Below are 20,394 nucleotides of genomic sequence, written 5' to 3' on the forward strand. Positions count from 1 at the left end.
TTGCTGTGCCTACAACGACTCCACGCCGATACCGTGCCGGCCACTCTCCCTCGCGGGTGCGGACACACCAGTGATAGCTACGGCCTCTTTCCCCGCGCGCACCCAATCTTAAGCCGAGCACTTGTTTGCTGCGCGACAGCGCAGCGTCGGCGACGCGGCGGGGACTCCCTCGCCACAAATGCTCGCTGAACTGTCTAGAGGGTCTTGTTCGAAGCCGGATTGATCATCCGCGCCAACCCAAGGTTCTTCAGCGCCAGTTGCAAGGAGCTGTGGATCACTTGCGGGTTGTCGATGGTCATCACTTCCGCGAGCAATTCCTGGGCCTTGCTGAGGTTGATCTGGCGCAGCATCCACTTCACTTTCGGCAGGTTGGTGGCGTTCATCGACAAACTGTCGAACCCCATCGCCATCAGCAGCACCGCGGCCGCCGGGTCGCCGGCCATTTCGCCGCAGATACTGACCGGCTTGCCTTCGGCATGGGCGTCACGCACCACGTTCTGCAAGGCTTGCAGCACCGCCGGGTGCAGGTAGTCGTACAGGTCGGCGACCCGTGGGTTGTTGCGGTCCACGGCCAGCAGGTATTGGGTCAGGTCGTTGGAACCCACCGACAGGAAGTCCACCTGCCGCGCCAGTTCCTTGGTCTGGTACACCGCGGCCGGAATCTCGATCATCACGCCGACCGGCGGCATCGGCACGTCGGTGCCTTCGTCACGGACTTCGCCCCAGGCCCGGTGGATCAGGTGCAGGGCTTCTTCCAGTTCATGGGTGCCGGAGATCATCGGCAACAGGATGCGCAGGTTGTTCAGGCCTTCGCTGGCCTTGAGCATGGCGCGGGCCTGGACCAGGAAGATTTCCGGGTGGTCGAGTGTCACGCGGATGCCGCGCCAGCCGAGGAACGGGTTGTCTTCCTTGATCGGGAAGTAGGACAGGGACTTGTCGCCGCCGATGTCCAGGCTGCGCATGGTCACCGGTTGTGGGTGAAACGCGGCCAGTTGTTCGCGGTAGATCGCCAACTGTTCTTTTTCGCTGGGGAAGCGCTGGTTGATCATGAACGGCACTTCGGTGCGGTACAGCCCCACACCTTCGGCGCCACGCTTCTGCGCCCGGGCGACGTCGGCCAGCAGGCCGGTGTTGACCCACAATGGCATGCGGTGGCCATCGAGGGTAATGCACGGCAGGTCCCGCAGCGCATCCAGGCCCAGGGACAGTTGCTTTTCTTCCTCCACCACATCGGCGAACTGCTTGCGCAGCACGTCGCTGGGGTTGGTGTAGACCTCGCCGTGGTAGCCGTCGACGATCATCTGGATGCCGTCGACCTTGGAATACGGCAGGTCCACCAGGCCCATCACCGTCGGAATGCCCATCGCCCGGGCCAGGATCGCCACGTGGGAGTTGCCCGAACCCAGTACCGAGACCAGGCCCGCCAGCTTGCCTTCGGGTACTTCGCCGAGCATGGCCGGGGTCAGCTCTTCACTGACCAGGATGGTGTTGTCGGGGTAGACCAGGGTCTGCTGGCGCTCCTGCTGCAAGTACGCCAGCAAGCGACGGCCAAGGTCCTTGACGTCCGAGGCGCGTTCGCGCAGGTAGGCGTCGTCCATCAGTTCGAAACGGTTGACGTGGTCGGTCACCACCTGGCGCAGCGCACCCTGGGCCCACTGGCCGGTCTTGATGACGGTGGTCACTTCGCTGCCCAGGGAGGCATCGTCGAGCATCATCAGGTAGACGTCGAACAGTGCGCGTTCTTCGGGGCGCAACTGCGTCGCCAGCTTGGCCGACAGGGCCCGCATGTCGGCCCGCACGCCTTCGATGGCGGTCTTGAACAAGCCCAGCTCGGCATTGATGTCGGCGACGGTCTTGTCCGGCACCACGTCGAGGTCGGCGGGCGGCAACATGACCACCGCCGTGCCCACTGCCGCGCCCGGTGAGCCGGGCACACCGACGAACTTCGCTTCCTGGATACCCTTGCCCTGGCGACCCAGGCCGCTGATCGAGCCGGTGGCCTCGGCATGGGCGATAACCCCGGCCAGTTGCGCGCTCATGGTTACAAGGAAGGCTTCTTCACCTTCGTCGAACTGTCGGCGCTCTTTTTGCTGGATGACCAACACGCCGACGACGCGGCGGTGGTGGATGATCGGTGCGCCAAGGAACGAGGCGTAGCGTTCTTCACCCGTTTCGGCAAAGTAGCGGTAGCGCGGGTGATCCGCGGCGTTTTCGAGGTTCAGGGGTTCTTCGCGCGTGCCGACCAGACCGACCAGGCCTTCATTGGGCGCCATGCTCACCTTGCCGATGGAGCGCTTGTTCAAGCCCTCGGTGGCCATCAGCACGAAACGATTGGTCTCGGGGTCCAGCAGGTAGACCGAGCAGACCTGGCTGCCCATGGCCTCTTTGACGCGCAATACAATAATCCCCAACGCCGCCTTGAGATCCTTGGCGGAGTTAACTTCCTGGACGATCTTGCGCAGCGTATTGAGCATGGCTCGGGGTCGAACTCCGTCGTCAGTCGCGCGTCAGCAGGCGCGGGGCAAGCTCTTTGAGGGCGCGTCGGTACACCTCGCGCTTGAATGTCACCACCTGGCCCAACGGATACCAATAGCTGACCCAGCGCCAGCCATCGAACTCCGGTTTACCGGTCAAATCCATCCGCACCCGCTGCTCGTTGGAGATCAGGCGCAGGAGAAACCATTTCTGCTTCTGGCCGATGCACAGCGGTTGGCTGTGCGTCCTGACCAGGCGTTGCGGCAAACGATAGCGCAACCAGCCTCGGGTGCAGGCGAGTATTTCGACATCTTCGCGCTCAAGCCCCACTTCTTCATTCAACTCGCGGTACAAGGCCTCTTCCGGCGTCTCCTGGGGGTTGATCCCACCCTGGGGAAACTGCCAGGCGTCTTGATTGATACGGCGTGCCCATAGCACCTGCCCAGCATCATTCGTAAGAATGATCCCCACATTGGGACGGAAACCATCGGGATCGATCACGGCAACAACCTCGCAAACGCATGTCGCCGCATTGTTCCACAAAGGTTGTGAAAGCAGCAACGAGCGTCCCTAGCTTATGTGCACTCTTGTGAAAAGTCCGTATTCTGGACGCCTTTCTTTAGATTTTTCAGCGAGTAACTGCGATGCGGCTGGCTTTATTCGACTTGGACAACACATTGCTGGGTGGCGACAGCGACCACGCGTGGGGCGATTACCTGTGCGAGCGCGGTTTTCTGGACGCTGTCACCTATAAGGCACGCAACGACGCGTTCTACCAGGATTACCTGGCCGGCAAGCTCGACAATGCCGAGTACCTGAACTTTTGCCTGGAAATCCTTGGCCGTACCGAAATGCACATCCTGGCCCAATGGCACTTGGACTACATGCGCGACTGCATCGAGCCGATCGTGTTGCCCCAGGCCATCGAACTGCTGAAAAAGCACCGTGACGCCGGCGACAAGCTGGTAATCATCACCGCCACCAACCGCTTCGTTACCGCGCCAATTGCCGAGCGCCTGGGGGTCGAAACCCTGATTGCCACCGAGTGCGAGATGGTCGACGGGCGCTACAGCGGACGCAGCACCGACATCCCGTGTTTCCGCGAGGGCAAGGTGACCCGGTTGAACCGTTGGCTGGAAGAAACCGGGTACTCGCTCGACGATAGCTACTTTTATAGCGACTCGATGAACGATTTGCCGTTGCTGGAAGCGGTGACGCATCCGGTGGCGGTGGATCCGGATCCGAATCTTCGGGCTGAGGCCCAGAAGCGGGGTTGGCCGGTAATCAGTCTGCGTGGCTGAAACAGCTTTCGCGAGCAGGCTCGCTCCCACATGGACTGTGTTGTTCATACAATCCATGTGGGAGCGAGCCTGCTCGCGAAAGGGGCGATGCGGTCTCTAAGCCTTAAACCGGCTTGGCCCCCATCAACCCCGCGATGGCGACAAAGCAGACAACGCTGAACAGCGCCAGGGCAAAGGTAAACTTCCCGCTACCGCCTGGCGCTTTGCGCAATGTGTTCAGCCGCACCAGCAGCCAGAACCCCGCCAGCGCCGCCAAGGTGTAGAGCACGCTGGAAGCCAGCAGCCAGGTCTGTCCCAGTGGCCAGCCGATTTGATGAACCATCCACCAGCCGGTGAATGGCAGGCTAGCCAGCGCCAGGATCATGACCAGCCAGATGAACAACCGCGGACGTTGCAGCGTGCGCGCAGCCGCCGTGGCGTCGCCGTTGCGGCGCGTGCGCCAGACCCAGATGGCCAGCCCCAGTGCACCCGCCAGCAGTAATACAGTGGCGATGCCGTGGGCGATCTTCAGCGCGGTCAATGTTTCCATGGGTTCGATTTCCTTAAGTCTTGCTCACAGCCTAGCCCGGCTTTATCAACCCAGGAACAACTGATAGGCCGGGTTATCGCTTTCATCCCAGTACGGGTAGCCGATTTCTTCCAGGGCGGCCGGGACCAGGTGGCGTTCATCGTGGGGCACTTGGAGCCCCGCGACCACACGGCCATCCGCCGCGCCATGGTTGCGGTAGTGGAACATCGAGATATTCCAGCGCCCACCCAGCTTGTTCAAGAAGTTGAACAGCGCCCCCGGACGTTCCGGGAATTCGAAGCGCAGCACCACTTCGTCGATGACATGGGCCGCATGCCCGCCGACCATGTGGCGAATGTGCAACTTGGCCAGTTCATTGTCGGTCAGGTCCAGCACCGGGAAGCCTTGTTCGGTCAGGCTGGCGATCAGCGCGCTGCGCGGGTCGTTTTCCGGGTGGGTCTGCACGCCGACGAAGATGTGCGCTTCGCTGCCGGTGTTGTAGCGATAGTTGAATTCGGTGATCTGGCGCTTGCCCACGGCTTCGCAGAACGCCTTGAAGCTGCCCGGCTTCTCGGGGATGGTCACGGCAATGATCGCTTCGCGGCCCTCGCCCAGCTCGGCGCGCTCGGCGACATGGCGCAAGCGGTCGAAGTTGACGTTGGCGCCGGAGTCGATCGCCACCAGGGTCTGGCCGCTGATGTGCCGTGACTCGACGTATTTCTTGATCCCAGCCACGCCCAATGCGCCGGCAGGTTCGGTGATCGAGCGGGTATCGTCGTAGATATCCTTGATGGCGGCGCAGATCTCGTCGGTGCTGACGGTGATCACTTCGTCCACGTGGTGCTTGCAGATATCAAAGGTGTGCTGGCCGATCTGTGCCACGGCAACGCCGTCGGCGAACAGTCCCACGGTCGGCAGCACCACGCGCTCGCCCGCGGCCATGGCCGCTTGGAGGCAGTTGGAGTCGTCCGGCTCGACGCCGATGATCTTGATGTCCGGGCGCAGGTATTTCACGTAGGCCGCGATCCCGGCGATCAGCCCGCCACCGCCCACCGGGACGAAGATCGCATCGAGGCGCCCAGGATGCTGGCGCAGGATTTCCATCGCCACGGTGCCCTGCCCGGCAATGGTGTGGGGATCGTCATACGGGTGGATGTAGACGTAGCCCTTTTCGTCGACCAGTTTCAGCGAATAGGCCAGGGCTTCGGGGAATGAGTCACCGTGCAAGACCACTTTGCCGCCACGGGAGCGCACGCCTTCGACCTTGATTTCCGGCGTGGTCTTGGGCATCACGATGGTGGCCTTGACCCCCAGCACCTTGGCCGCCAGGGCCAGGCCCTGGGCGTGGTTGCCCGCCGAAGCCGTGACCACGCCGCGTGCGCGTTCTTCGTCGCTGAGCTGGGTCAGCTTGTTGTAGGCCCCGCGAATCTTGAACGAGAACACTGGCTGCAAGTCTTCACGCTTGAGCAGGATGCTGTTGCCCAGCCGCTCGGAGAGCTGGCGAGCGGCCTGCAGCGGGGTTTCTACGGCAACGTCGTAAACGCGCGAGGTGAGGATCTTTTTGACGTACTGTTCAAGCATCGGAAAGCATCACTGAGCGGGTTGGGCAGGGCCAAGGAGTCTAACCCGGCTTTTGGCTGGGCGACCACACGATTAAGGCACTTTGAGCGCAGAAACCCCCGTGGCGAGGGAGCTTGCTCCCGCTGGGTCGCGCAGCGGCCCCTTCGATATGCGGTAGACATCAATCACGACTGCTTCGCAGCCGAGCGGGAGCAAGCTCCCTCGCCACACTGGCTCGGTGCCAATCAGGCAATGACCAGGGCCCTTTCGGCGCCTATAATGCCGGCCTTTCGTTCTCTCTCGGCACCTTCGGAGCCCGCATGACCCAGGATCAACTCAAACAGGCCGTGGCCCAGGCCGCCGTCGACCTCATCCTCCCGAAACTGGATGACAAGAGCGTCGTCGGGGTCGGCACCGGCTCCACGGCCAATTGCTTCATCGACGCGCTGGCGCAACACAAGGGTGCGTTCGATGGCGCCGTCGCCAGCTCCGAAGCGACCGCTGCGCGCCTCAAGGGCCACGGGATCCCGGTGTACGAACTCAATACCGTCAGCGACTTGGAGTTCTACATCGACGGCGCCGATGAAAGCGACGCGCGCCTGAACCTGATCAAGGGCGGCGGCGCGGCCCTGACCCGCGAGAAGATCGTCGCGGCGGTGGCCAAGACCTTCATCTGCATCGCTGACGCCAGCAAACTGGTGCCGGTACTCGGCGCGTTCCCGTTGCCGGTGGAAGTTATCCCCATGGCCCGTAGCCATGTGGCCCGCCAACTGGTGAAGCTGGGCGGCGACCCGGTGTATCGCGAAGGCGTGCTGACCGATAACGGCAACATCATCCTGGATGTGCACAACCTGCAGATCACTAACCCGGTGGAACTGGAAAGCCAGATCAACGCCATCGTCGGCGTGGTCACCAACGGTTTGTTCGCTGCTCGCCCGGCGGATGTGCTGTTGCTGGGGACTGCTGATGGGGTGAAGACCCTGCGGGCTGAGTAGGCCCAGGGGCTATTGATTTAAGCTCGAGTCCTGTGGGAGCGGGCTTGCTCGCGAATGCGGTGTGTCAGTTGGCATATATGTGTCTGATATACCGCATTCGCGAGCAAGCCCGCTCCCACATGGTTCTGCGTCAGGCCAAGATCAAGGCAGCGGCTTCTTGAACACATAAAACAGGTTCGGCTCGCTCACCAGGTACAGGTTGCCATCGTCGTCCATGGCCAGGCCTTCGGCCTGGGGTACGGTTTGTTGCAGCCCCTGGCGGCCCTTGCTCAATGAGAGCGTGCTCAACGGTCGGCCGTCGATATCCAACTCGATAATCAACCGCGACTCATCGGACAGCGCCAGCAAATGGCCGCTGCGTTCATCGTATTGCAGGCTTGAAAGGTCGCGTACGAACAGCCCGGCATCGCGCTTGGGGTTGTTGATCACATGCACCGCGTAGGACTTTTCCGGATTGTGGTGGGGAAACCCGTGCACTTCGTAAATCAGCATCGGGTCGCGTTCCTTCGCCACGAACAGGCGTTTGCCCACCGAATCGTAGGCCAGTCCTTCGAACCCCTTGTTGCTCCTCATGTGCACGCCGAGGGATATCTGCTCGGCGTCGGCGGCGTCGAGGAATTGGGTGTCGTCTTCCAAGTGAATCTTGATCAGCCGTTGCTGGCGCTCGTCAGTGATGACGTAGGTGTCTTCGCTGATGAACTCCACCGCCTCCGGGTCGCCAAAGCCGATCAGGGCGATGCGCCGCAGAATCTTGCCATCCAGCGACAGCTCGATCAGCTCGGCGTTTTTATTGGTGACAGTGAACAGGCTCTTGCGGACCGGATCGAACGTCAGCGCGGAAACGTCATCATCCAGGCCTTCGATCACCCGCGCCTCGACGGTGACCCGGTATTGATCCAGGGCAATGGCCTGTTCGCTGGTATTTTTCCAGAGCGTATTCAGGTTGAACCAGGCGCGTTCGAACAGGCGCAGGTGCTGGCCGACGGCGATCAGGCTGATCAGCACCAGCGTCAGCAGTATCAGGATCAAAGATTTGGGGTGGGCGAGTCGACGCATGTTGGGGTGGGCTCGGATAAGAACAGGTGGGTGGAAATACCACGGCTGCCTGAACTGAAACTTAATGGCTGCGTGCCACACCCTACAGCGAAGCAGGACTTATCCTACAGAGTTAGTTGTCAGCGCTGTTTTTCGAAACGATAGAACAGGTTCGGCTCGCTGACCATGTACAGGTTACCGGCCTCATCGATCGTGACACCTTCGGCACGAGGGATCGTGTCTTTCAGGCCGTTGAAGCCGCCTAGCAAGGTCATGAAGCTGACCTGCTCGCCTTCTTCGTCCAACTCCAGCAATAGATGGGAGTCGGCTGACAGCACCAGCATGTGACCGGTGCGGGGGTCTACGGCCAATGCTGAAAGGTTGCGAAGGTCCAATTCGTTGCTGACATGGATTTGCTTATCGCCCTTGAGCAACTGGCTGCCGTCACTTTTCCAGGTGAACAGCGCAGGTGGGCGCTCTTCGCCGAGGACCAGTCGCTGATTTTTCGGGTCCCAGACGATGGCTTCGAATCCCTTGTTCTGATTCTTCGACGTGCCCAGGTCATAGCGAGGAAAGTCATTGATGTTCAGCGCGCGGGTGTCGGCATCGACCTGAACGATCGATAGCAGGTGCTTTCGTTCATCGGTAATGGCCAGCAGACCGTTTTCCATAAACGCCACGCCTTCCGGATTGCCCCAGCCCACCAATGGCATCTTGCGCAATACATCGCCTTGCAGGGTCAGCTCCACCAGGAATGGGTTCTTGCCCATGACTGCGAACAGGGTCTTGGTCTGCGAGTTATAGGTCACATCGGACGCTTCGTCCTTCTCCATGCCCGGTAGCGGCTTGGCGTCGATCACGGCGCGATAGTCTGGCAACCAGATGCTTTCCTGGCGCTGGACCGGACTCTGGAAGTGTTCCGACAGCCAAAGCAGGCCGCGGTCGTCCCAATGCATCGCAAACGCCAAGCCATAGGCTGCAGCCACCGTCAGCAGCGACCAGGCATACCAGGGCAGGGCGAAGCGAGAGCGGCGGGCAGGCTTGGCGGCAGGCAGTGTTTGGGTTTTGGCCATCGGGGAATGCGTTCCAGAAAGTTCGGCTAAGGGAGTGGCTGGCTCAGATGCCGCATTCCTCGGAATTATCCGGATGGCATGTGAAAAAAACGGTAAAACTTCGGTCTTCAGGAAAGCCTGGATCTCTAATGTGGGAGCGGGCTTGCTCGCGAATGCGGAGTGTCAGTCGACATATATGTTTCTGATACACCGCATTCGCGAGCAAGCCCGCTCCCACATTTGATCTGTCGTGGTCACAAAACCGAGTTAGCGAACGCTACTCTGGAAGCGGCTCGCCCCTGGCAGTTCCAGGATCAGTTCATCGCCCGCATTCAGCGGCCCGACGCCCGCCGGGGTGCCGGTGAGGATCACGTCGCCGGCCTGCAGCGAGAAACAACCGGCCATGTATTGGATCATCGGCACGATGGGATTGAGCATCAGGCTGCTGTTGCCGTCCTGGCGCACTTCACCGTTGATGGTCAGGCGCACGGGAATGTCGGTCAGGTCGGCAAACGTATCCTTCGAGACAAATGGCGCGATCACTGCCGCGCCGTCGAAGGACTTGGCGACTTCCCACGGCAGGCCCTTGGCCTTGAGCTCGGCCTGTTTGTCCCGCAGGGTCAGGTCCAGGGCCGGGGCGAAGCCGGAGATCGCGTCCAGCACCTCTTCAACGCTGGGCTTGGTGGACAGCGGCTTGCCGATCAACACGGCGATTTCCGCTTCGTAGTGCACCGAGCCACGGTCGGCGGGAATGCTGAAACCGCCTTCCAGCGGCACCACGCAGCTGCCCGGCTTGATGAACAACAAGGGTTCGGTGGGCACCGGGTTATCCAGTTCCTTGGCATGTTCGGCGTAGTTGCGGCCAATGCACACCACTTTCCCTAGCGGGAAATGAATACGTGTACCGTCGACATACTGGTGCTGATAGCTCATTTACCGACTCCTGCTCTAGGGTTCATCAGGTGTTTTTTTTAGGCGTTAACCGCGAAAATCTTGCCCGGGTTCATGATGCCGTTCGGGTCGAATACGGCTTTCACGGCTTTCATGTACTCGATCTCCACTGGCGAACGACTATAAGTCAGGTAGTCGCGCTTGGTCATGCCCACGCCGTGTTCGGCGGAAATCGAGCCGTTGTACTTCTCGACGGTTTCAAAGACCCATTTGTTCACGGTCGCGCATTTGGCGAAGAATTCATCCTTGCTCAGGTTTTCTGGCTTGAGGATGTTCAAGTGAAGGTTGCCGTCGCCGATGTGACCGAACCAGACGATTTCGAAGTCCGGGTAATGTTCGCCAACGATCCCGTCGATTTCCTGCAAGAAGGCTGGGACTTTGGAGACGGTCACCGAAATGTCGTTTTTGTACGGCGTCCAGTGGGAGATGGTTTCGGAGATGTACTCGCGCAATTTCCACAGGTTTTGCAGTTGGGTTTCGCTCTGGCTCATCACACCGTCCAGCACCCAGCCCTGTTCCACGCAATGCTCGAAGGTTTCCAAGGCCTGGTTGGCGACCTCTTCGGTGGTGGCTTCGAATTCCAGCAGCGCGTAGAACGGGCACTCGGTTTCGAATGGCGCCGGTACGTCGCCACGACCGAGGACCTTGGCCAGGGCCTTGTCGGAGAAAAATTCGAAAGCGGTCAGGTCCAGCTTGCCCTGGAAGGCGTGCAGCACCGGCATGATGGAGTCGAAGTCCGAGGTGCCGAGCACCATGGCGGTGAGGTTCTTTGGCGTACGGTCCAGGCGCATGGTGGCCTCGACCACGAAGCCCAGGGTGCCTTCGGCGCCAATGAACAGCTGCCGCAAGTCGTAGCCGGTGGCGTTCTTGATCAGGTCCTTGTTCAGTTCCAGCAGGTCGCCCTTGCCGGTGACGACCTTCATGCCCGCCACCCAGTTGCGGGTCATGCCGTAGCGAATGACCTTGATTCCGCCGGCATTGGTGCCGATATTGCCGCCAATCTGGCTGGAACCTGCCGAAGCGAAGTCAACCGGGTAGTACAGCCCATGTTCTTTAGCCTTGTTCTGCAGTTGCTCGGTGACCACGCCCGGCTGGCACACGGCAGTGCGGTCGGTGAGGTTCACGTCGAGAATCTGGTTCATGTAGTCGAATGACACCACCACTTCGCCGTTGGCGGCCACGGCGGCGGCGGACAACCCGGTGCGCCCGCCCGACGGCACCAGCGCGACGTTGTGCGCATTGGCCCAGCGCACAATGGCCTGGACCTGTTCGGTGGTCTTGGGAAAGACGATGGCCGAAGGCGCCGGGGCGAAATGCTTGGTCCAATCCTTGCCGTAAGCGTTCAGGGAGTCGGCATCGGTCAAGACCTTGCCAGGCTCAACCAGGGTCTTCAGCTCATCTATCACGGCAGGATGGGTCATCGACAGAACTCTCGAACAATTCATGGTCATCCTGAGAACGCTTCACGTCGCAGGAATGAGTGTTTGCGGGGGGCGTATGCTAGCATACCGACCCCGCAGCGTAGTGCCCAACGGCTGTTCTGCGGCGACGGCTGTCACGCCGGTCGGGCCAGCATGCGCTGTCCGATTCCCTGCCATTTTTCTCCGGGACACAGGTTTACGCAGATGAGCAAGACTTCTCTCGATAAGAGCAAGATCAAGTTCCTTCTTCTCGAAGGCGTCCACCAATCGGCTGTCGACGTCCTCAAGTCGGCGGGCTACACCAGCATCGAGTACATCACCAGTTCTCTGCCGGAAGCCCAGCTCAAGGAAAAGATCGCCGATGCTCACTTCATCGGCATTCGCTCCCGTACTCAACTGACCGAAGAGATCTTCGACCACGCCAAGAAACTGGTCGCGGTCGGCTGCTTCTGCATCGGCACCAACCAGGTTGACCTCAACGCGGCGCGCGAGCGCGGTATCGCGGTGTTCAACGCACCGTACTCCAACACCCGTTCCGTTGCCGAGCTGGTGTTGGCCGAAGCGATCCTGCTGCTGCGCGGCATCCCCGAGAAGAACGCTTCCTGCCACCGTGGCGGCTGGATCAAGAGCGCGGCCAACTCCTTCGAAATCCGCGGCAAGAAGCTGGGTATCGTCGGCTACGGCTCGATCGGCACGCAGTTGTCGGTACTGGCTGAAGGCCTTGGCATGCAGGTGTTCTTCTACGACACCGTGACCAAGCTGCCCCTGGGCAACGCCACCCAGGTCAACGACTTGCACGAGTTGTTGGGCATGTCCGACATCGTGACCCTGCATGTGCCGGAAACCGCTGCCACCCAGTGGATGATCGGCGAGAAGGAAATCCGCGCTATCAAGAAAGGCGGGATCCTGATCAACGCCGCGCGTGGCACCGTGGTCAAGCTCGACGCCCTGGCCGACGCGATCAAGGACAAGCACCTGATCGGCGCCGCCATCGACGTGTTCCCGGTGGAGCCGCGCTCCAACGACGACATCTTCGAGAGCCCGCTGCGTGGCCTGGACAACGTGATCCTGACCCCGCACATCGGCGGTTCCACCGCTGAAGCCCAAGCCAACATCGGCCTGGAAGTGGCGGAGAAACTGGTCAAGTACAGCGACAACGGTACCTCGGTATCGTCGGTGAACTTCCCGGAAGTGGCCCTGCCTGCCCACCCTGGCAAGCACCGCCTGCTGCACATCCACGAGAACATTCCGGGTGTGATGAGCGAGATCAACAAGGTCTTCGCCGAAAACGGCATCAACATTTCCGGTCAGTTCCTGCAGACCAACGAGAAAGTCGGCTACGTCGTGATCGACGTCGACGCCGAATACTCGGACCTGGCGCAAGAGAAGCTGCAGCACATCAATGGCACGATTCGTTGCCGCGTGTTGTTCTAAGCAGCTCTGGCTTGCAATGAAAAACGGGAGCCCCGAAAGGGCTCCCGTTTTTTTTTGAAACACCATCAAACCCCTGTGGGAGCGGGCTTGCTCGCGAAGGCGGTGTGCCAGTCGATATATTGCCGGCTGATACACCGCCTTCGCGAGCAAGCCCGCTCCCACAAGGGATCTGCGTAGTGCCAGCCGGTGCTGTGTTACTTCACATTGACAGTGATTTTCTTGGACACAATCGACGGGTCGAACGGCATGTGGCCGCTGTCGCCCAGGATCAATTGCAAGGTGTGCTTGCCCGGGGGCAGTTTGATGGTGGCCTCGGTCTGTGCCTTGCCGAAGTGCATGTGGTGGGCGTCGGTCGGAATCGGCGCGACTTCGGCGGGTACGTCGTCGACATCGATCAGCAAATGATGGTGGCCGGTATTCTTGGTCACATCGCCCGCCGGGGCCAGGGCGATGTTCTTGACGCCGAACTTGACCTTGAATTCCTGGGCGACCGTGGCGCCGTCTTCCGGGGAAACGATGAACACTTCTGCACCTTTGGGCGCCGGCGTCGCGGCACTTGCCAGCATCGAAGCGCCCAATAACAGACCGGCCAACGCGGCACGAGACATAAAGCTTTTCATTTTTTTCTCCAGTTTTTCCATGAAATCCGCCTGGCCATCACAACTTCATGGCCAATCGTTGTCGAAGCCTGCAACAACCATAGCAAAGCGAGCCTGAAACGAGCGTCGCTTGTATAAATACTAGGAGTGACCATGCGTTTCCTGCCTGGCCTGATCTGCCTGCTACCCCTTTTGAGCCCCCTGGCTCATGCCGAACTGATCGACGACATCAATGACCGTGGCGAGCTGCGCATTGCTCTCGAAGCCAACACCGCGCCCTTCAACTTCAAGGAAGACGGCAAACTCACCGGTTTCGAAGTGGAGCTGGGTGAAATGCTCGCGGCCGAGCTGGATGTACGCCCCGACTTCGTCGTCACCGATGCCGCGGATCTGCTGCCCGGTGTGGAGAGTGGCAAGTACGACGTTGCCATCAACCACATAGCAATGACCCCGGAACTGGCGGAACGTTTCGACCTCAGTGCGGCGTATAGCCGTCCGGATGCGCAACTGCTGGCGAGCAAGGAAGAGCCGCAGCGTCCGTTGGTCATGGCGCAGTCGTTCCAGCCGGAAGAAAAGAGCGACCCGCCGCCGAGCCTGGTAATTCCGTTCCAGAAGGGCAACCCGGCGTTCAAGGCCAGCCTGGATAATGCCTTGGCGCGGATCAAGGATGATGGGAGGCTGGAGCAGTTGTCGCAGAAGTGGTTGGTTAAGCAGGACTGAGGAAAACCTTGAATCAAGCGCAACTCTTGTGGCGAGGGAGCTTGCTCCCGCTCGGCGGCGCAGCCGTCGTAAAGCCGATGACGCCGTCTGCCTGGAAAATCACATCATCCGGATTGGGGCCGCTTCGCGGCCCAGCGGGAGCAAGCTCCCTCGCCACAGAGGTTAGCATCCATCCGGTTCGGGCGGGTTTGCCTTCAAGGTCTACGCCACACACTCGCCAGCCAAGGCTGTTGCTCCCGTGGCAGCCCCGCCGGTCGGTAGTAGTGCTCCAGTTCCACGAAGCCCGCTTCGCCAAGCAGCGTTTGCCAGGCCGCGAGGTCGTGGTAGGCGCCGAAGCGCTGGCCGTTCCAGCCTTCCTGGTTTTCGCCCCGGGGGTTGGAGCTGAACAGCACGCCGCCGGGCTTGAGCGTGGCGCGCAATTGCTTGAGCACCCGAGGCAGTTCCTGGACGGGGACATGAAACAGCACCGCGTTGGCGAAAATCCCGTCAAAGCGTTCGGCCGGCAGGTCGAGCTCCAGGAAGTCTTGTTGCCACACCTCGCAGCCGCTGTCCTGACGCGCCATCCGGGCAAATTCTTCTGAGCCGTCGAGGCCGACCGCGACATGACCCATGGCCGTGAATGTGCGCAGGTCGCGCCCCGGGCCGCAGCCCAGATCCAGGATGTGCAGCGGTGCCTGGCCCTGGATATGGCGCAGTAAGGCGTCGATGTTCTGGCTGACATCGTGATCGCGGGTGCCTTCGCGGAAACTTTCCGCCACGGCATTGTAATGGCCCAGGGTCGTGGCGGTGATGGCGTGCAGGTCTTCGGTGGTGTGTTTCATGATCGGGCTTGGGTGAGGAGTGTCAGCCGACTATACCGCAAGCCCGCTGACCTGCCTGTGGGAGCAAAGCTTGCTCGCGATTGCCGTCGTCCAGCTGGCATCCATGTTGGATGGAATACTGCTATCGCGAGCAAGCTTTGCTCCCACAGGTTGGATTGCCCCCACAGGTCAACTGCCCACAGGTTGGATTGCCCCCAATAGGTCAACTGCTTCCACAGCTCAGCGTTTATTCAAGCCCCGTGCCAGGCGGTCACCACCCAATTGGATCACGGCCACCAACGCCACCAGCAACACGATCACCGTGAGCATGATCTGGCTGTCGAAACGCTGGTAGCCATAACGGTAGGCAATGTCGCCCAGGCCGCCGGCGCCGATCGCTCCGGCCATGGCCGAGGAGTTGATCATGGTCACCAGCGTAATGGTAAAACCACCGACGATGCCCGGCAGGGCTTCGGGCAGCAGCACATGCCAGACAATGTGCCAGCGCCTGCAACCCATGGCCTGGGCCGCTTCGATCAGGCCATGGTCGACTTCCCGCAGGCTGACTTCGGCGATGCGGGCGAAGAACGGCGTGGCGGCGATGGTCAGCGGTACGACCGCAGCCCACACGCCATAGGTGGTGCCGACGATCAGCCGGGTAAACGGAATCAGCGCCACCATCAGGATCAGGAACGGTATCGAGCGGAACAGGTTCACGAACGCGCCCAGGGCCTTGTTCAAGACTGGCGCCTCATAGATCCCACCCTTGCCGCTGGTGACCAGAATCACCGCCAGCGGTATGCCCGCCATCAATGCGATCAACGACGACACGCCGACCATCAGGAACGTGTCGATGAAACCCTGCAACAACCGATCAAACCACATAACCCAGTACCTCCACCCGTTGCGCCCAATTGCCCGCCCGTTGGCGCAGCTCCTCGGCACCCCACGACGAACCGCTCACGGCCAGCAGCAACTGCCCCAGCCCGTGGCCCTGAATCCGTTCGATGCCGCCGTGCAGCAAGCGCACCCGCCCACCCAGGGCGCTGAACAAGGCGGCAAGGTCTACTTCATCATGACCAGCGCCGGTGAATTGCAGGCGCAGCACCGTAGCCGCATCCGCCGACGCCGGCTGCACCTGCAAGCGGCTTTGCAGTTCCTCCGGGATGGCGTGTTGCAACGGCGTCAGCAGCGTCCGGCTGACCTCGTGTCGCGGGTTGCCGAAGACTTCCCAGACCGGGCCCTGCTCGACGATTCGTCCTTGCTCGAGCACCACCACCCGGTCGCAGACTTCGCGAATCACCGCCATCTCGTGGGTGATCAAGACGATGGTCAGGCCCAGCCGCTGGTTGATCTCGCGCAGCAGGCCGAGGATCGATTGAGTGGTCTCCGGGTCCAGGGCCGAGGTGGCCTCGTCGCACAGCAATATCTGCGGGTCATGCACCAGCGCCCGGGCAATCCCGACCCGCTGCTTCTGCCCACCGGAAAGCTGCGCCGGATAGGCCAGGTGCTTGCGTTGCAGGCCCACCAGTTCCAGCAGCTCGCGGACTTTGCGCTGGCGCTGCGCCTTGGGCACGCCGGCGACTTTCAAGGGCAATTCAACGTTCTGCCACACGGTCTTGGCCGACATCAGGTTGAAGTGCTGGAAGATCATGCCGATGCGTCGGCGCAGTTTCACCAGGCGGTCTTCATCGAGTTCGCCAATGTCCACCCGATCGATCAACACCCGGCCGCTGGTGGGTCGTTCGAGCCGGTTGATGGTGCGGATCAGTGAGGATTTGCCGGCGCCGCTGCGGCCGATGATGCCGAACACTTCGCCGCGTTGGATCGCCAGGTCGATGCCTTGCAACGCGGCCACCGGACCCTGGGCGCCGTTGTAGGTCTTGCCCAGGCCGATGAAGCGCACGTGGGCGCGGTTCAGCTCCGGGTGCAGTTCGGTCTGGTCGGCGCTTTGCGGCGCGGGGGCTTCGTGGCGGAGTCGAGCGTTGACGGCGTTCATGTCAGCCTTCCCAGCCGGCTTGGTAGAGCTTGCCGTGGGCCTTGTCCAGGGCGGCGCGCACGGCGGGCGAGTGTTGGTAGATGTCGACGAACTTGATCAGCCGCGGGTCGTCCTTGCTCTTGGGCTGGATCACGAACTGAATCACGTATTCCTTGTGATCGAGGCCGTCGAACAGCAAGGCGGAACTGGCATCGAAAGTCTTAGCCAGGCGGATGTAGGCCGGATATCCCTGCACCAGGTCGGCGTCTTCATAAGCGCGTACCAGTTGCACGGCTTCGACTTGCAGGATCTTGAGTTGCTTCGGGTTGGCGACGATGTCGTCTTCGGTGGCTTTGTAGCCGACGCCCGGCTTGAGGCTGATCAGCCCGGCCTTGGCCAGCAATTGCAGGCCGCGACCGCTGTTGATCGGGTCGTTGGCGATGGCGACGCTGGCGCCTTTGGGCAGTTCGTCGAAGCTTTTGTATTTTTTCGAATAGAGGCCGACGTTGTTGATGATCCCCGGGGCGAAGGGCACCAGGTCGAATCCGGCGGCGGCCTTGGCATTTTCCAGGAACGGGATGTGCTGGAAGTAATTCACGTCGATATCACCGGAGGCCAGGCTGACATTGGGCGCGATCCAGTCGCTGAACTCCACCAGCTCGACTTTCAGGCCCTGCTTGTCGGCTTCTTCGACCGCCGCCTCCAGGGGAATGGCGAAGGCGGCGGTGGTGCCGATCTTCAACGGTGCGTCGGCGGCATACAGCGCCGAGCTGAACAGGCCGAGGGCCAGGGCCAGGGTTTTGACTGGCAGGGTGAGGAAGTGTTTGGTCATGTCGGTTATTCCAGTCATTGATGGATGAGTCTCAGGCCTTTGTGGCGAGGGAGCTTGCTCCCGCTGGGCTACGAAGTGGCCCCAAAGCCTTTTTGGGCGGGCTTCACCCACCAGCGGGAGCAAGCTCCCTCGCCACAGGATCAGTGTCGGTAGCCATAGGATCAGTGCCGGTAGGTCGAGCCAGTGTGTTGTTCGGGCAACCGGGGCCCGGCGTGAAACAGCTTCTCGCGCAGGGTGCCGCTGGCGTATTCGGTCTTGTACGAGCCGCGTCGCTGCAACTCGGGGATCACCAGGTCGATGAAATCCACGTAGCTTTGCGGCGTGACGATGCGGGTCAGGTTGAAGCCGTCGAGGCCGGTTTCGGCGATCCACGATTCCAGCTCATCGGCCACCTGTTCGGGTGAGCCAACCACCGTGATGTAGCGACCGCCCAGGGCGTGCTGTTCGAGCAATTTGCGCCGGGTCCAATCGTTGTTCTGCAAGGTCTTGGTGGCCGACTGGATCGCGTTGCTCTTGACGTACTGGATCGGCTCGTCCAGTTCGTACTGGGAAAAATCGATCCCCGTCGACGCGGAGAAATGCGCCACCCCGGCCTCGGCGCTGGCGTACCCCAAGTACTCGGCATGCTTGGCCCAGGCGGCGGCTTCGGTCTCGGCGACGATCACGTTCAGGCCCATGAACACCTTGATGTCTTCGGGGTTGCGCCCGGCCTCGGCGGCGCTGGCGCGGACCTTGTCCACCTGGACCTTGGTCGTCGGTTTGTTCTGGCCACTGATGAACACGCACTCGGCATGCTGCCCGGCGAACGTCAAGCCGCGCTCGGAACTGCCGGCCTGGAACAGCACCGGCGTGCGTTGGGGCGAGGGCTCGCAAAGGTGATAGCCCTCGACCTGGTAGAACTCGCCTTGGTGCCGGACCTTGTGCACTTTCTCCGGCCGGGCATAGATTCGCTGCTCGCGGTCGTTGATGACCGCGTCGTTTTCCCAACTGCCTTCCCATAATTTGTAGAGCACTTGCAGGTATTCGTCGGCCTGGTCGTAGCGGCGGTCATGCTCGACTTGCACCGTCAGGCCCATGGCTTTGGCGGCACTGTCCAGGTAGCCGGTGACGATGTTCCAGCCGACCCGGCCGCGACTCAGGTGATCGAGGGTGCTCATGCGTCGGGCGAACAGGTAGGGCGGTTCGTAGGTCAGGTTGGCGGTGAGGCCGAAACCCAGGTTTTTCGTCACGGCGGCCATCGCGGAGACCAGCAGCAGCGGGTCATTGACCGGCAGTTGGATCGACTCCTTGAGCGTGACGTCCACCGACTGTTGATACACGTCGTAGACCCCGACGATGTCGGCGATGAACAGCCCGTCGAACAAGCCGTGCTCGAGCAATTGCGCCAGGGCGGTCCAGTATTCGATCGTGTTGTACTGGGTCGATGTGTCCTGTGGATGGGTCCACAGGCCATGATTGATGTGCCCGATGCAGTTCATGTTGAACGCATTGAGGAGGATTTTTTTCTTGCTGGCCGCCATCAGATCGTCCCCCGCAGCGGCGGTTTTTCATCGTTGAGGTAGAAGTTACCTACGGCGTGGTATTTCCAGCGCACCGGGTCGTGCAGGGTGTGCACCCGGGCGTTGCGCCAGTGGCGGTCGAGACCATGCTCGGCCAGGGTCGCCTGGCTGCCGGCCAGCTCGAACAGCGTGCTGCTGGCGGCGAGGGAAATCTCGGTGCTGATGGCGCGGGCTTCGGCCACGGCAATCGAGGCGGCGGCGACCGTGTCGGCCCGGGGGTCGGCCTGGGCCCGGTCGAGGAATTCACCGGCGCGTTCCAACAGGGCTTCGGCGGCGTGCAGGCGGATGCTCAGTTGGCCGAAACTCTTGAGGGTGTGCGGGTCTTCGGTGGCGACATCGCTGGTGGCATCGATCCAGGGACGGGTTTTGCTGCGGACAAAATGCAAAGCGTCTTCATAGGCGGCGCGGGCGATGCCGGTGTCGATGGCGGCGTGAAGAATCTGCGCCAGCGGCCCCACCGGTGTGGGCCGTTCGAAGGCGCTCTGGAAAGGCACGATGTCGTCGGCAGTGACGTACACGTCTTCGAACACCACCGAACCGCTGCCGGTGGTGCGCTGGCCAAAACCGCTCCAGTCATCGATCACCGTCAGGCCTTGGCTGTTGCGGGGGACGAACGCCAGTTGCTGCACGCCATTTTCATCCACCACCGACGTGGGGATGCGCTGGGCGTAGATCGCACCGGTGGCGTAGAACTTGCGCCCGTTGATGCGATAACCCTCGCCGTCGCGGCGCAGTTGAGTGACGCGGTCGTGGGCGGTCTTGGTGCCGAGCTCGGCCAAGGCATTGCCAAAGCGTTGGCCGGCCAGGACTTCGGCGTACAAACGTTGCTTCTGCGCTTCGTTGCCGTTTACCCGCAGCACTTCCAGGGCGTAGAAATGATTCTGGGGAATCTGCCCAAGAGAGCCGTCGGCCTGGGAAATCAAGGCGATCACTTTGGCCAGGGTGACGTTGGACACACCGGCGCCGCCGTAGGCCTTGGGCACACTGATGCCCCACAGGCCGGAGCGGGAGAAAGCTTCCAGTTCCGGGTACGGCAAGCGACGCTCACGGTCGCGCAGTGCGCTGTCGCGCTTGAAGTCATCGGCCAGGTCACTGGCCACGATCAGGGCTTGTTCATCGCTGGTGATCACCGCGACGTGTTGGGAAAACGGCATGTGCTGCTCCAGAGGTCGGG

Annotated in this window: 19 protein-coding genes; 4 read left to right on the top strand and 15 right to left on the bottom strand. The window is 61.3% G+C overall.

The annotated features are described in order from the left end of the window. Positions 1–194 precede the first annotated feature (194 nt). Both ptsP and HU715_RS21740 read right to left on the bottom strand, forming a co-directional pair. Positions 195–2,474 (bottom strand): phosphoenolpyruvate--protein phosphotransferase, encoded by a 2,280-nt coding sequence (ptsP, locus tag HU715_RS21735; protein WP_186707334.1) that lies wholly within the window; start codon positions 2,472–2,474, stop codon positions 195–197. Between the two features lie 22 nt (positions 2,475–2,496). Beyond that, entirely contained in the window at positions 2,497–2,976 is a 480-nt protein-coding gene (locus tag HU715_RS21740; protein WP_003186867.1) for an RNA pyrophosphohydrolase, read from the bottom strand. A 143-nt stretch (positions 2,977–3,119) separates the two neighbouring features. Here HU715_RS21740 and HU715_RS21745 point away from each other — a divergent pair, with 143 nt between their 5' ends. Next, a complete protein-coding gene (locus HU715_RS21745) occupies positions 3,120–3,776 on the top strand; it encodes a histidinol-phosphatase (protein ID WP_186707333.1) in 657 nt (218 codons plus the stop codon). Positions 3,777–3,879: 103 nt separating this feature from the next. Here HU715_RS21745 and HU715_RS21750 read toward each other — a convergent pair whose 3' ends face one another. Beyond that, positions 3,880–4,305 carry a DUF2269 family protein gene (locus tag HU715_RS21750; RefSeq protein ID WP_186707332.1) on the bottom strand — a complete coding sequence of 142 codons (426 nt, stop codon included), beginning with the start codon at positions 4,303–4,305 and terminating at the stop codon, positions 3,880–3,882. A 45-nt stretch (positions 4,306–4,350) separates the two neighbouring features. Further along, on the bottom strand, positions 4,351–5,865 hold the full coding sequence (ilvA, locus tag HU715_RS21755) for a threonine ammonia-lyase, biosynthetic (RefSeq protein ID WP_186707331.1): 1,515 nt from the start codon (positions 5,863–5,865) through the stop codon (positions 4,351–4,353). A 299-nt stretch (positions 5,866–6,164) separates the two neighbouring features. On the opposite strand from ilvA, the gene rpiA reads away from it, so the two are divergent. Then, positions 6,165–6,839 carry a ribose-5-phosphate isomerase RpiA gene (rpiA, locus tag HU715_RS21760; protein WP_186707330.1) on the top strand — a complete coding sequence of 225 codons (675 nt, stop codon included), beginning with the start codon at positions 6,165–6,167 and terminating at the stop codon, positions 6,837–6,839. Between the two features lie 141 nt (positions 6,840–6,980). On the opposite strand, the gene HU715_RS21765 is transcribed toward rpiA, so the two are convergent. The 4 genes from HU715_RS21765 to HU715_RS21780 form a co-directional block, all read right to left on the bottom strand. Next, a complete protein-coding gene (locus HU715_RS21765) occupies positions 6,981–7,895 on the bottom strand; it encodes an SdiA-regulated domain-containing protein (protein WP_186707329.1) in 915 nt (304 codons plus the stop codon). Positions 7,896–8,014: 119 nt separating this feature from the next. Beyond that, on the bottom strand, positions 8,015–8,947 hold the full coding sequence (locus HU715_RS21770) for an SdiA-regulated domain-containing protein (protein ID WP_186707328.1): 933 nt from the start codon (positions 8,945–8,947) through the stop codon (positions 8,015–8,017). A 246-nt stretch (positions 8,948–9,193) separates the two neighbouring features. Further along, positions 9,194–9,859, bottom strand: a complete 666-nt coding sequence (locus tag HU715_RS21775; protein ID WP_186707327.1) for a fumarylacetoacetate hydrolase family protein — start codon at positions 9,857–9,859, stop codon at positions 9,194–9,196. 38 nt (positions 9,860–9,897) lie between these two features. Then, positions 9,898–11,298 carry a D-2-hydroxyglutarate dehydrogenase gene (locus tag HU715_RS21780; protein WP_186707326.1) on the bottom strand — a complete coding sequence of 467 codons (1,401 nt, stop codon included), beginning with the start codon at positions 11,296–11,298 and terminating at the stop codon, positions 9,898–9,900. Positions 11,299–11,502: 204 nt separating this feature from the next. Between HU715_RS21780 and serA the strand changes: the two genes are divergently transcribed. Further along, on the top strand, positions 11,503–12,732 hold the full coding sequence (serA, locus tag HU715_RS21785) for a phosphoglycerate dehydrogenase (protein ID WP_053117264.1): 1,230 nt from the start codon (positions 11,503–11,505) through the stop codon (positions 12,730–12,732). A gap of 194 nt (positions 12,733–12,926) precedes the next feature. On the opposite strand, the gene HU715_RS21790 is transcribed toward serA, so the two are convergent. After that, entirely contained in the window at positions 12,927–13,352 is a 426-nt protein-coding gene (locus tag HU715_RS21790; protein ID WP_186707325.1) for a DUF4399 domain-containing protein, read from the bottom strand. A gap of 132 nt (positions 13,353–13,484) precedes the next feature. Between HU715_RS21790 and HU715_RS21795 the strand changes: the two genes are divergently transcribed. Next, positions 13,485–14,051, top strand: coding sequence for a transporter substrate-binding domain-containing protein (locus HU715_RS21795; protein ID WP_186707324.1), 567 nt, complete (start codon positions 13,485–13,487; stop codon positions 14,049–14,051). A 194-nt stretch (positions 14,052–14,245) separates the two neighbouring features. Here HU715_RS21795 and HU715_RS21800 read toward each other — a convergent pair whose 3' ends face one another. The 6 genes from HU715_RS21800 to HU715_RS21825 all read right to left on the bottom strand — a co-directional run bounded on the left by HU715_RS21800 (position 14,246) and on the right by HU715_RS21825 (position 20,374). Further along, on the bottom strand, positions 14,246–14,872 hold the full coding sequence (locus HU715_RS21800) for a class I SAM-dependent methyltransferase (protein WP_186707323.1): 627 nt from the start codon (positions 14,870–14,872) through the stop codon (positions 14,246–14,248). A gap of 219 nt (positions 14,873–15,091) precedes the next feature. Then, positions 15,092–15,736, bottom strand: a complete 645-nt coding sequence (locus HU715_RS21805) for a methionine ABC transporter permease (RefSeq protein WP_186707322.1) — start codon at positions 15,734–15,736, stop codon at positions 15,092–15,094. Continuing rightward, entirely contained in the window at positions 15,726–16,850 is a 1,125-nt protein-coding gene (locus HU715_RS21810) for a methionine ABC transporter ATP-binding protein (RefSeq protein ID WP_186707321.1), read from the bottom strand. Before HU715_RS21810 ends, HU715_RS21805 begins: the two co-directional genes overlap by 11 nt. Position 16,851: 1 nt before the next feature. Continuing rightward, on the bottom strand, positions 16,852–17,661 hold the full coding sequence (locus HU715_RS21815; protein ID WP_186707320.1) for a MetQ/NlpA family ABC transporter substrate-binding protein: 810 nt from the start codon (positions 17,659–17,661) through the stop codon (positions 16,852–16,854). Between the two features lie 161 nt (positions 17,662–17,822). Continuing rightward, positions 17,823–19,181 (bottom strand): LLM class flavin-dependent oxidoreductase, encoded by a 1,359-nt coding sequence (locus HU715_RS21820; protein WP_186707319.1) that lies wholly within the window; start codon positions 19,179–19,181, stop codon positions 17,823–17,825. Continuing rightward, a complete protein-coding gene (locus HU715_RS21825) occupies positions 19,181–20,374 on the bottom strand; it encodes an SfnB family sulfur acquisition oxidoreductase (RefSeq protein WP_186707318.1) in 1,194 nt (397 codons plus the stop codon). The genes HU715_RS21820 and HU715_RS21825 overlap by 1 nt, the downstream gene beginning before the upstream one ends. Positions 20,375–20,394: the final 20 nt, after the last annotated feature.

The sequence above is a fragment of the Pseudomonas zanjanensis genome (genome assembly GCF_014268745.2).
Taxonomy (GTDB): domain Bacteria; phylum Pseudomonadota; class Gammaproteobacteria; order Pseudomonadales; family Pseudomonadaceae; genus Aquipseudomonas; species Aquipseudomonas zanjanensis.

What these genes read in the sequence shown, in the direction of transcription:
- ilvA (WP_186707331.1), bottom strand. Translation starts at nt 5,865, where the DNA reads ATGCTTGAACAGTACGTCAAAAAGATCCTCACCTCGCGCGTTTACGAC.
- serA (WP_053117264.1), top strand. Translation starts at nt 11,503, where the DNA reads ATGAGCAAGACTTCTCTCGATAAGAGCAAGATCAAGTTCCTTCTTCTC.
- HU715_RS21820 (WP_186707319.1), bottom strand. Translation starts at nt 19,181, where the DNA reads ATGGCGGCCAGCAAGAAAAAAATCCTCCTCAATGCGTTCAACATGAAC.
- HU715_RS21825 (WP_186707318.1), bottom strand. Translation starts at nt 20,374, where the DNA reads ATGCCGTTTTCCCAACACGTCGCGGTGATCACCAGCGATGAACAAGCC.
- HU715_RS21805 (WP_186707322.1), bottom strand. Translation starts at nt 15,736, where the DNA reads ATGTGGTTTGATCGGTTGTTGCAGGGTTTCATCGACACGTTCCTGATG.
- rpiA (WP_186707330.1), top strand. Translation starts at nt 6,165, where the DNA reads ATGACCCAGGATCAACTCAAACAGGCCGTGGCCCAGGCCGCCGTCGAC.
- HU715_RS21815 (WP_186707320.1), bottom strand. Translation starts at nt 17,661, where the DNA reads ATGACCAAACACTTCCTCACCCTGCCAGTCAAAACCCTGGCCCTGGCC.
- HU715_RS21780 (WP_186707326.1), bottom strand. Translation starts at nt 11,298, where the DNA reads ATGACCCATCCTGCCGTGATAGATGAGCTGAAGACCCTGGTTGAGCCT.
- HU715_RS21810 (WP_186707321.1), bottom strand. Translation starts at nt 16,850, where the DNA reads ATGAACGCCGTCAACGCTCGACTCCGCCACGAAGCCCCCGCGCCGCAA.
- HU715_RS21795 (WP_186707324.1), top strand. Translation starts at nt 13,485, where the DNA reads ATGCGTTTCCTGCCTGGCCTGATCTGCCTGCTACCCCTTTTGAGCCCC.
- HU715_RS21765 (WP_186707329.1), bottom strand. Translation starts at nt 7,895, where the DNA reads ATGCGTCGACTCGCCCACCCCAAATCTTTGATCCTGATACTGCTGACG.
- HU715_RS21800 (WP_186707323.1), bottom strand. Translation starts at nt 14,872, where the DNA reads ATGAAACACACCACCGAAGACCTGCACGCCATCACCGCCACGACCCTG.
- HU715_RS21775 (WP_186707327.1), bottom strand. Translation starts at nt 9,859, where the DNA reads ATGAGCTATCAGCACCAGTATGTCGACGGTACACGTATTCATTTCCCG.
- HU715_RS21745 (WP_186707333.1), top strand. Translation starts at nt 3,120, where the DNA reads ATGCGGCTGGCTTTATTCGACTTGGACAACACATTGCTGGGTGGCGAC.
- ptsP (WP_186707334.1), bottom strand. Translation starts at nt 2,474, where the DNA reads ATGCTCAATACGCTGCGCAAGATCGTCCAGGAAGTTAACTCCGCCAAG.
- HU715_RS21790 (WP_186707325.1), bottom strand. Translation starts at nt 13,352, where the DNA reads ATGAAAAGCTTTATGTCTCGTGCCGCGTTGGCCGGTCTGTTATTGGGC.
- HU715_RS21750 (WP_186707332.1), bottom strand. Translation starts at nt 4,305, where the DNA reads ATGGAAACATTGACCGCGCTGAAGATCGCCCACGGCATCGCCACTGTA.
- HU715_RS21770 (WP_186707328.1), bottom strand. Translation starts at nt 8,947, where the DNA reads ATGGCCAAAACCCAAACACTGCCTGCCGCCAAGCCTGCCCGCCGCTCT.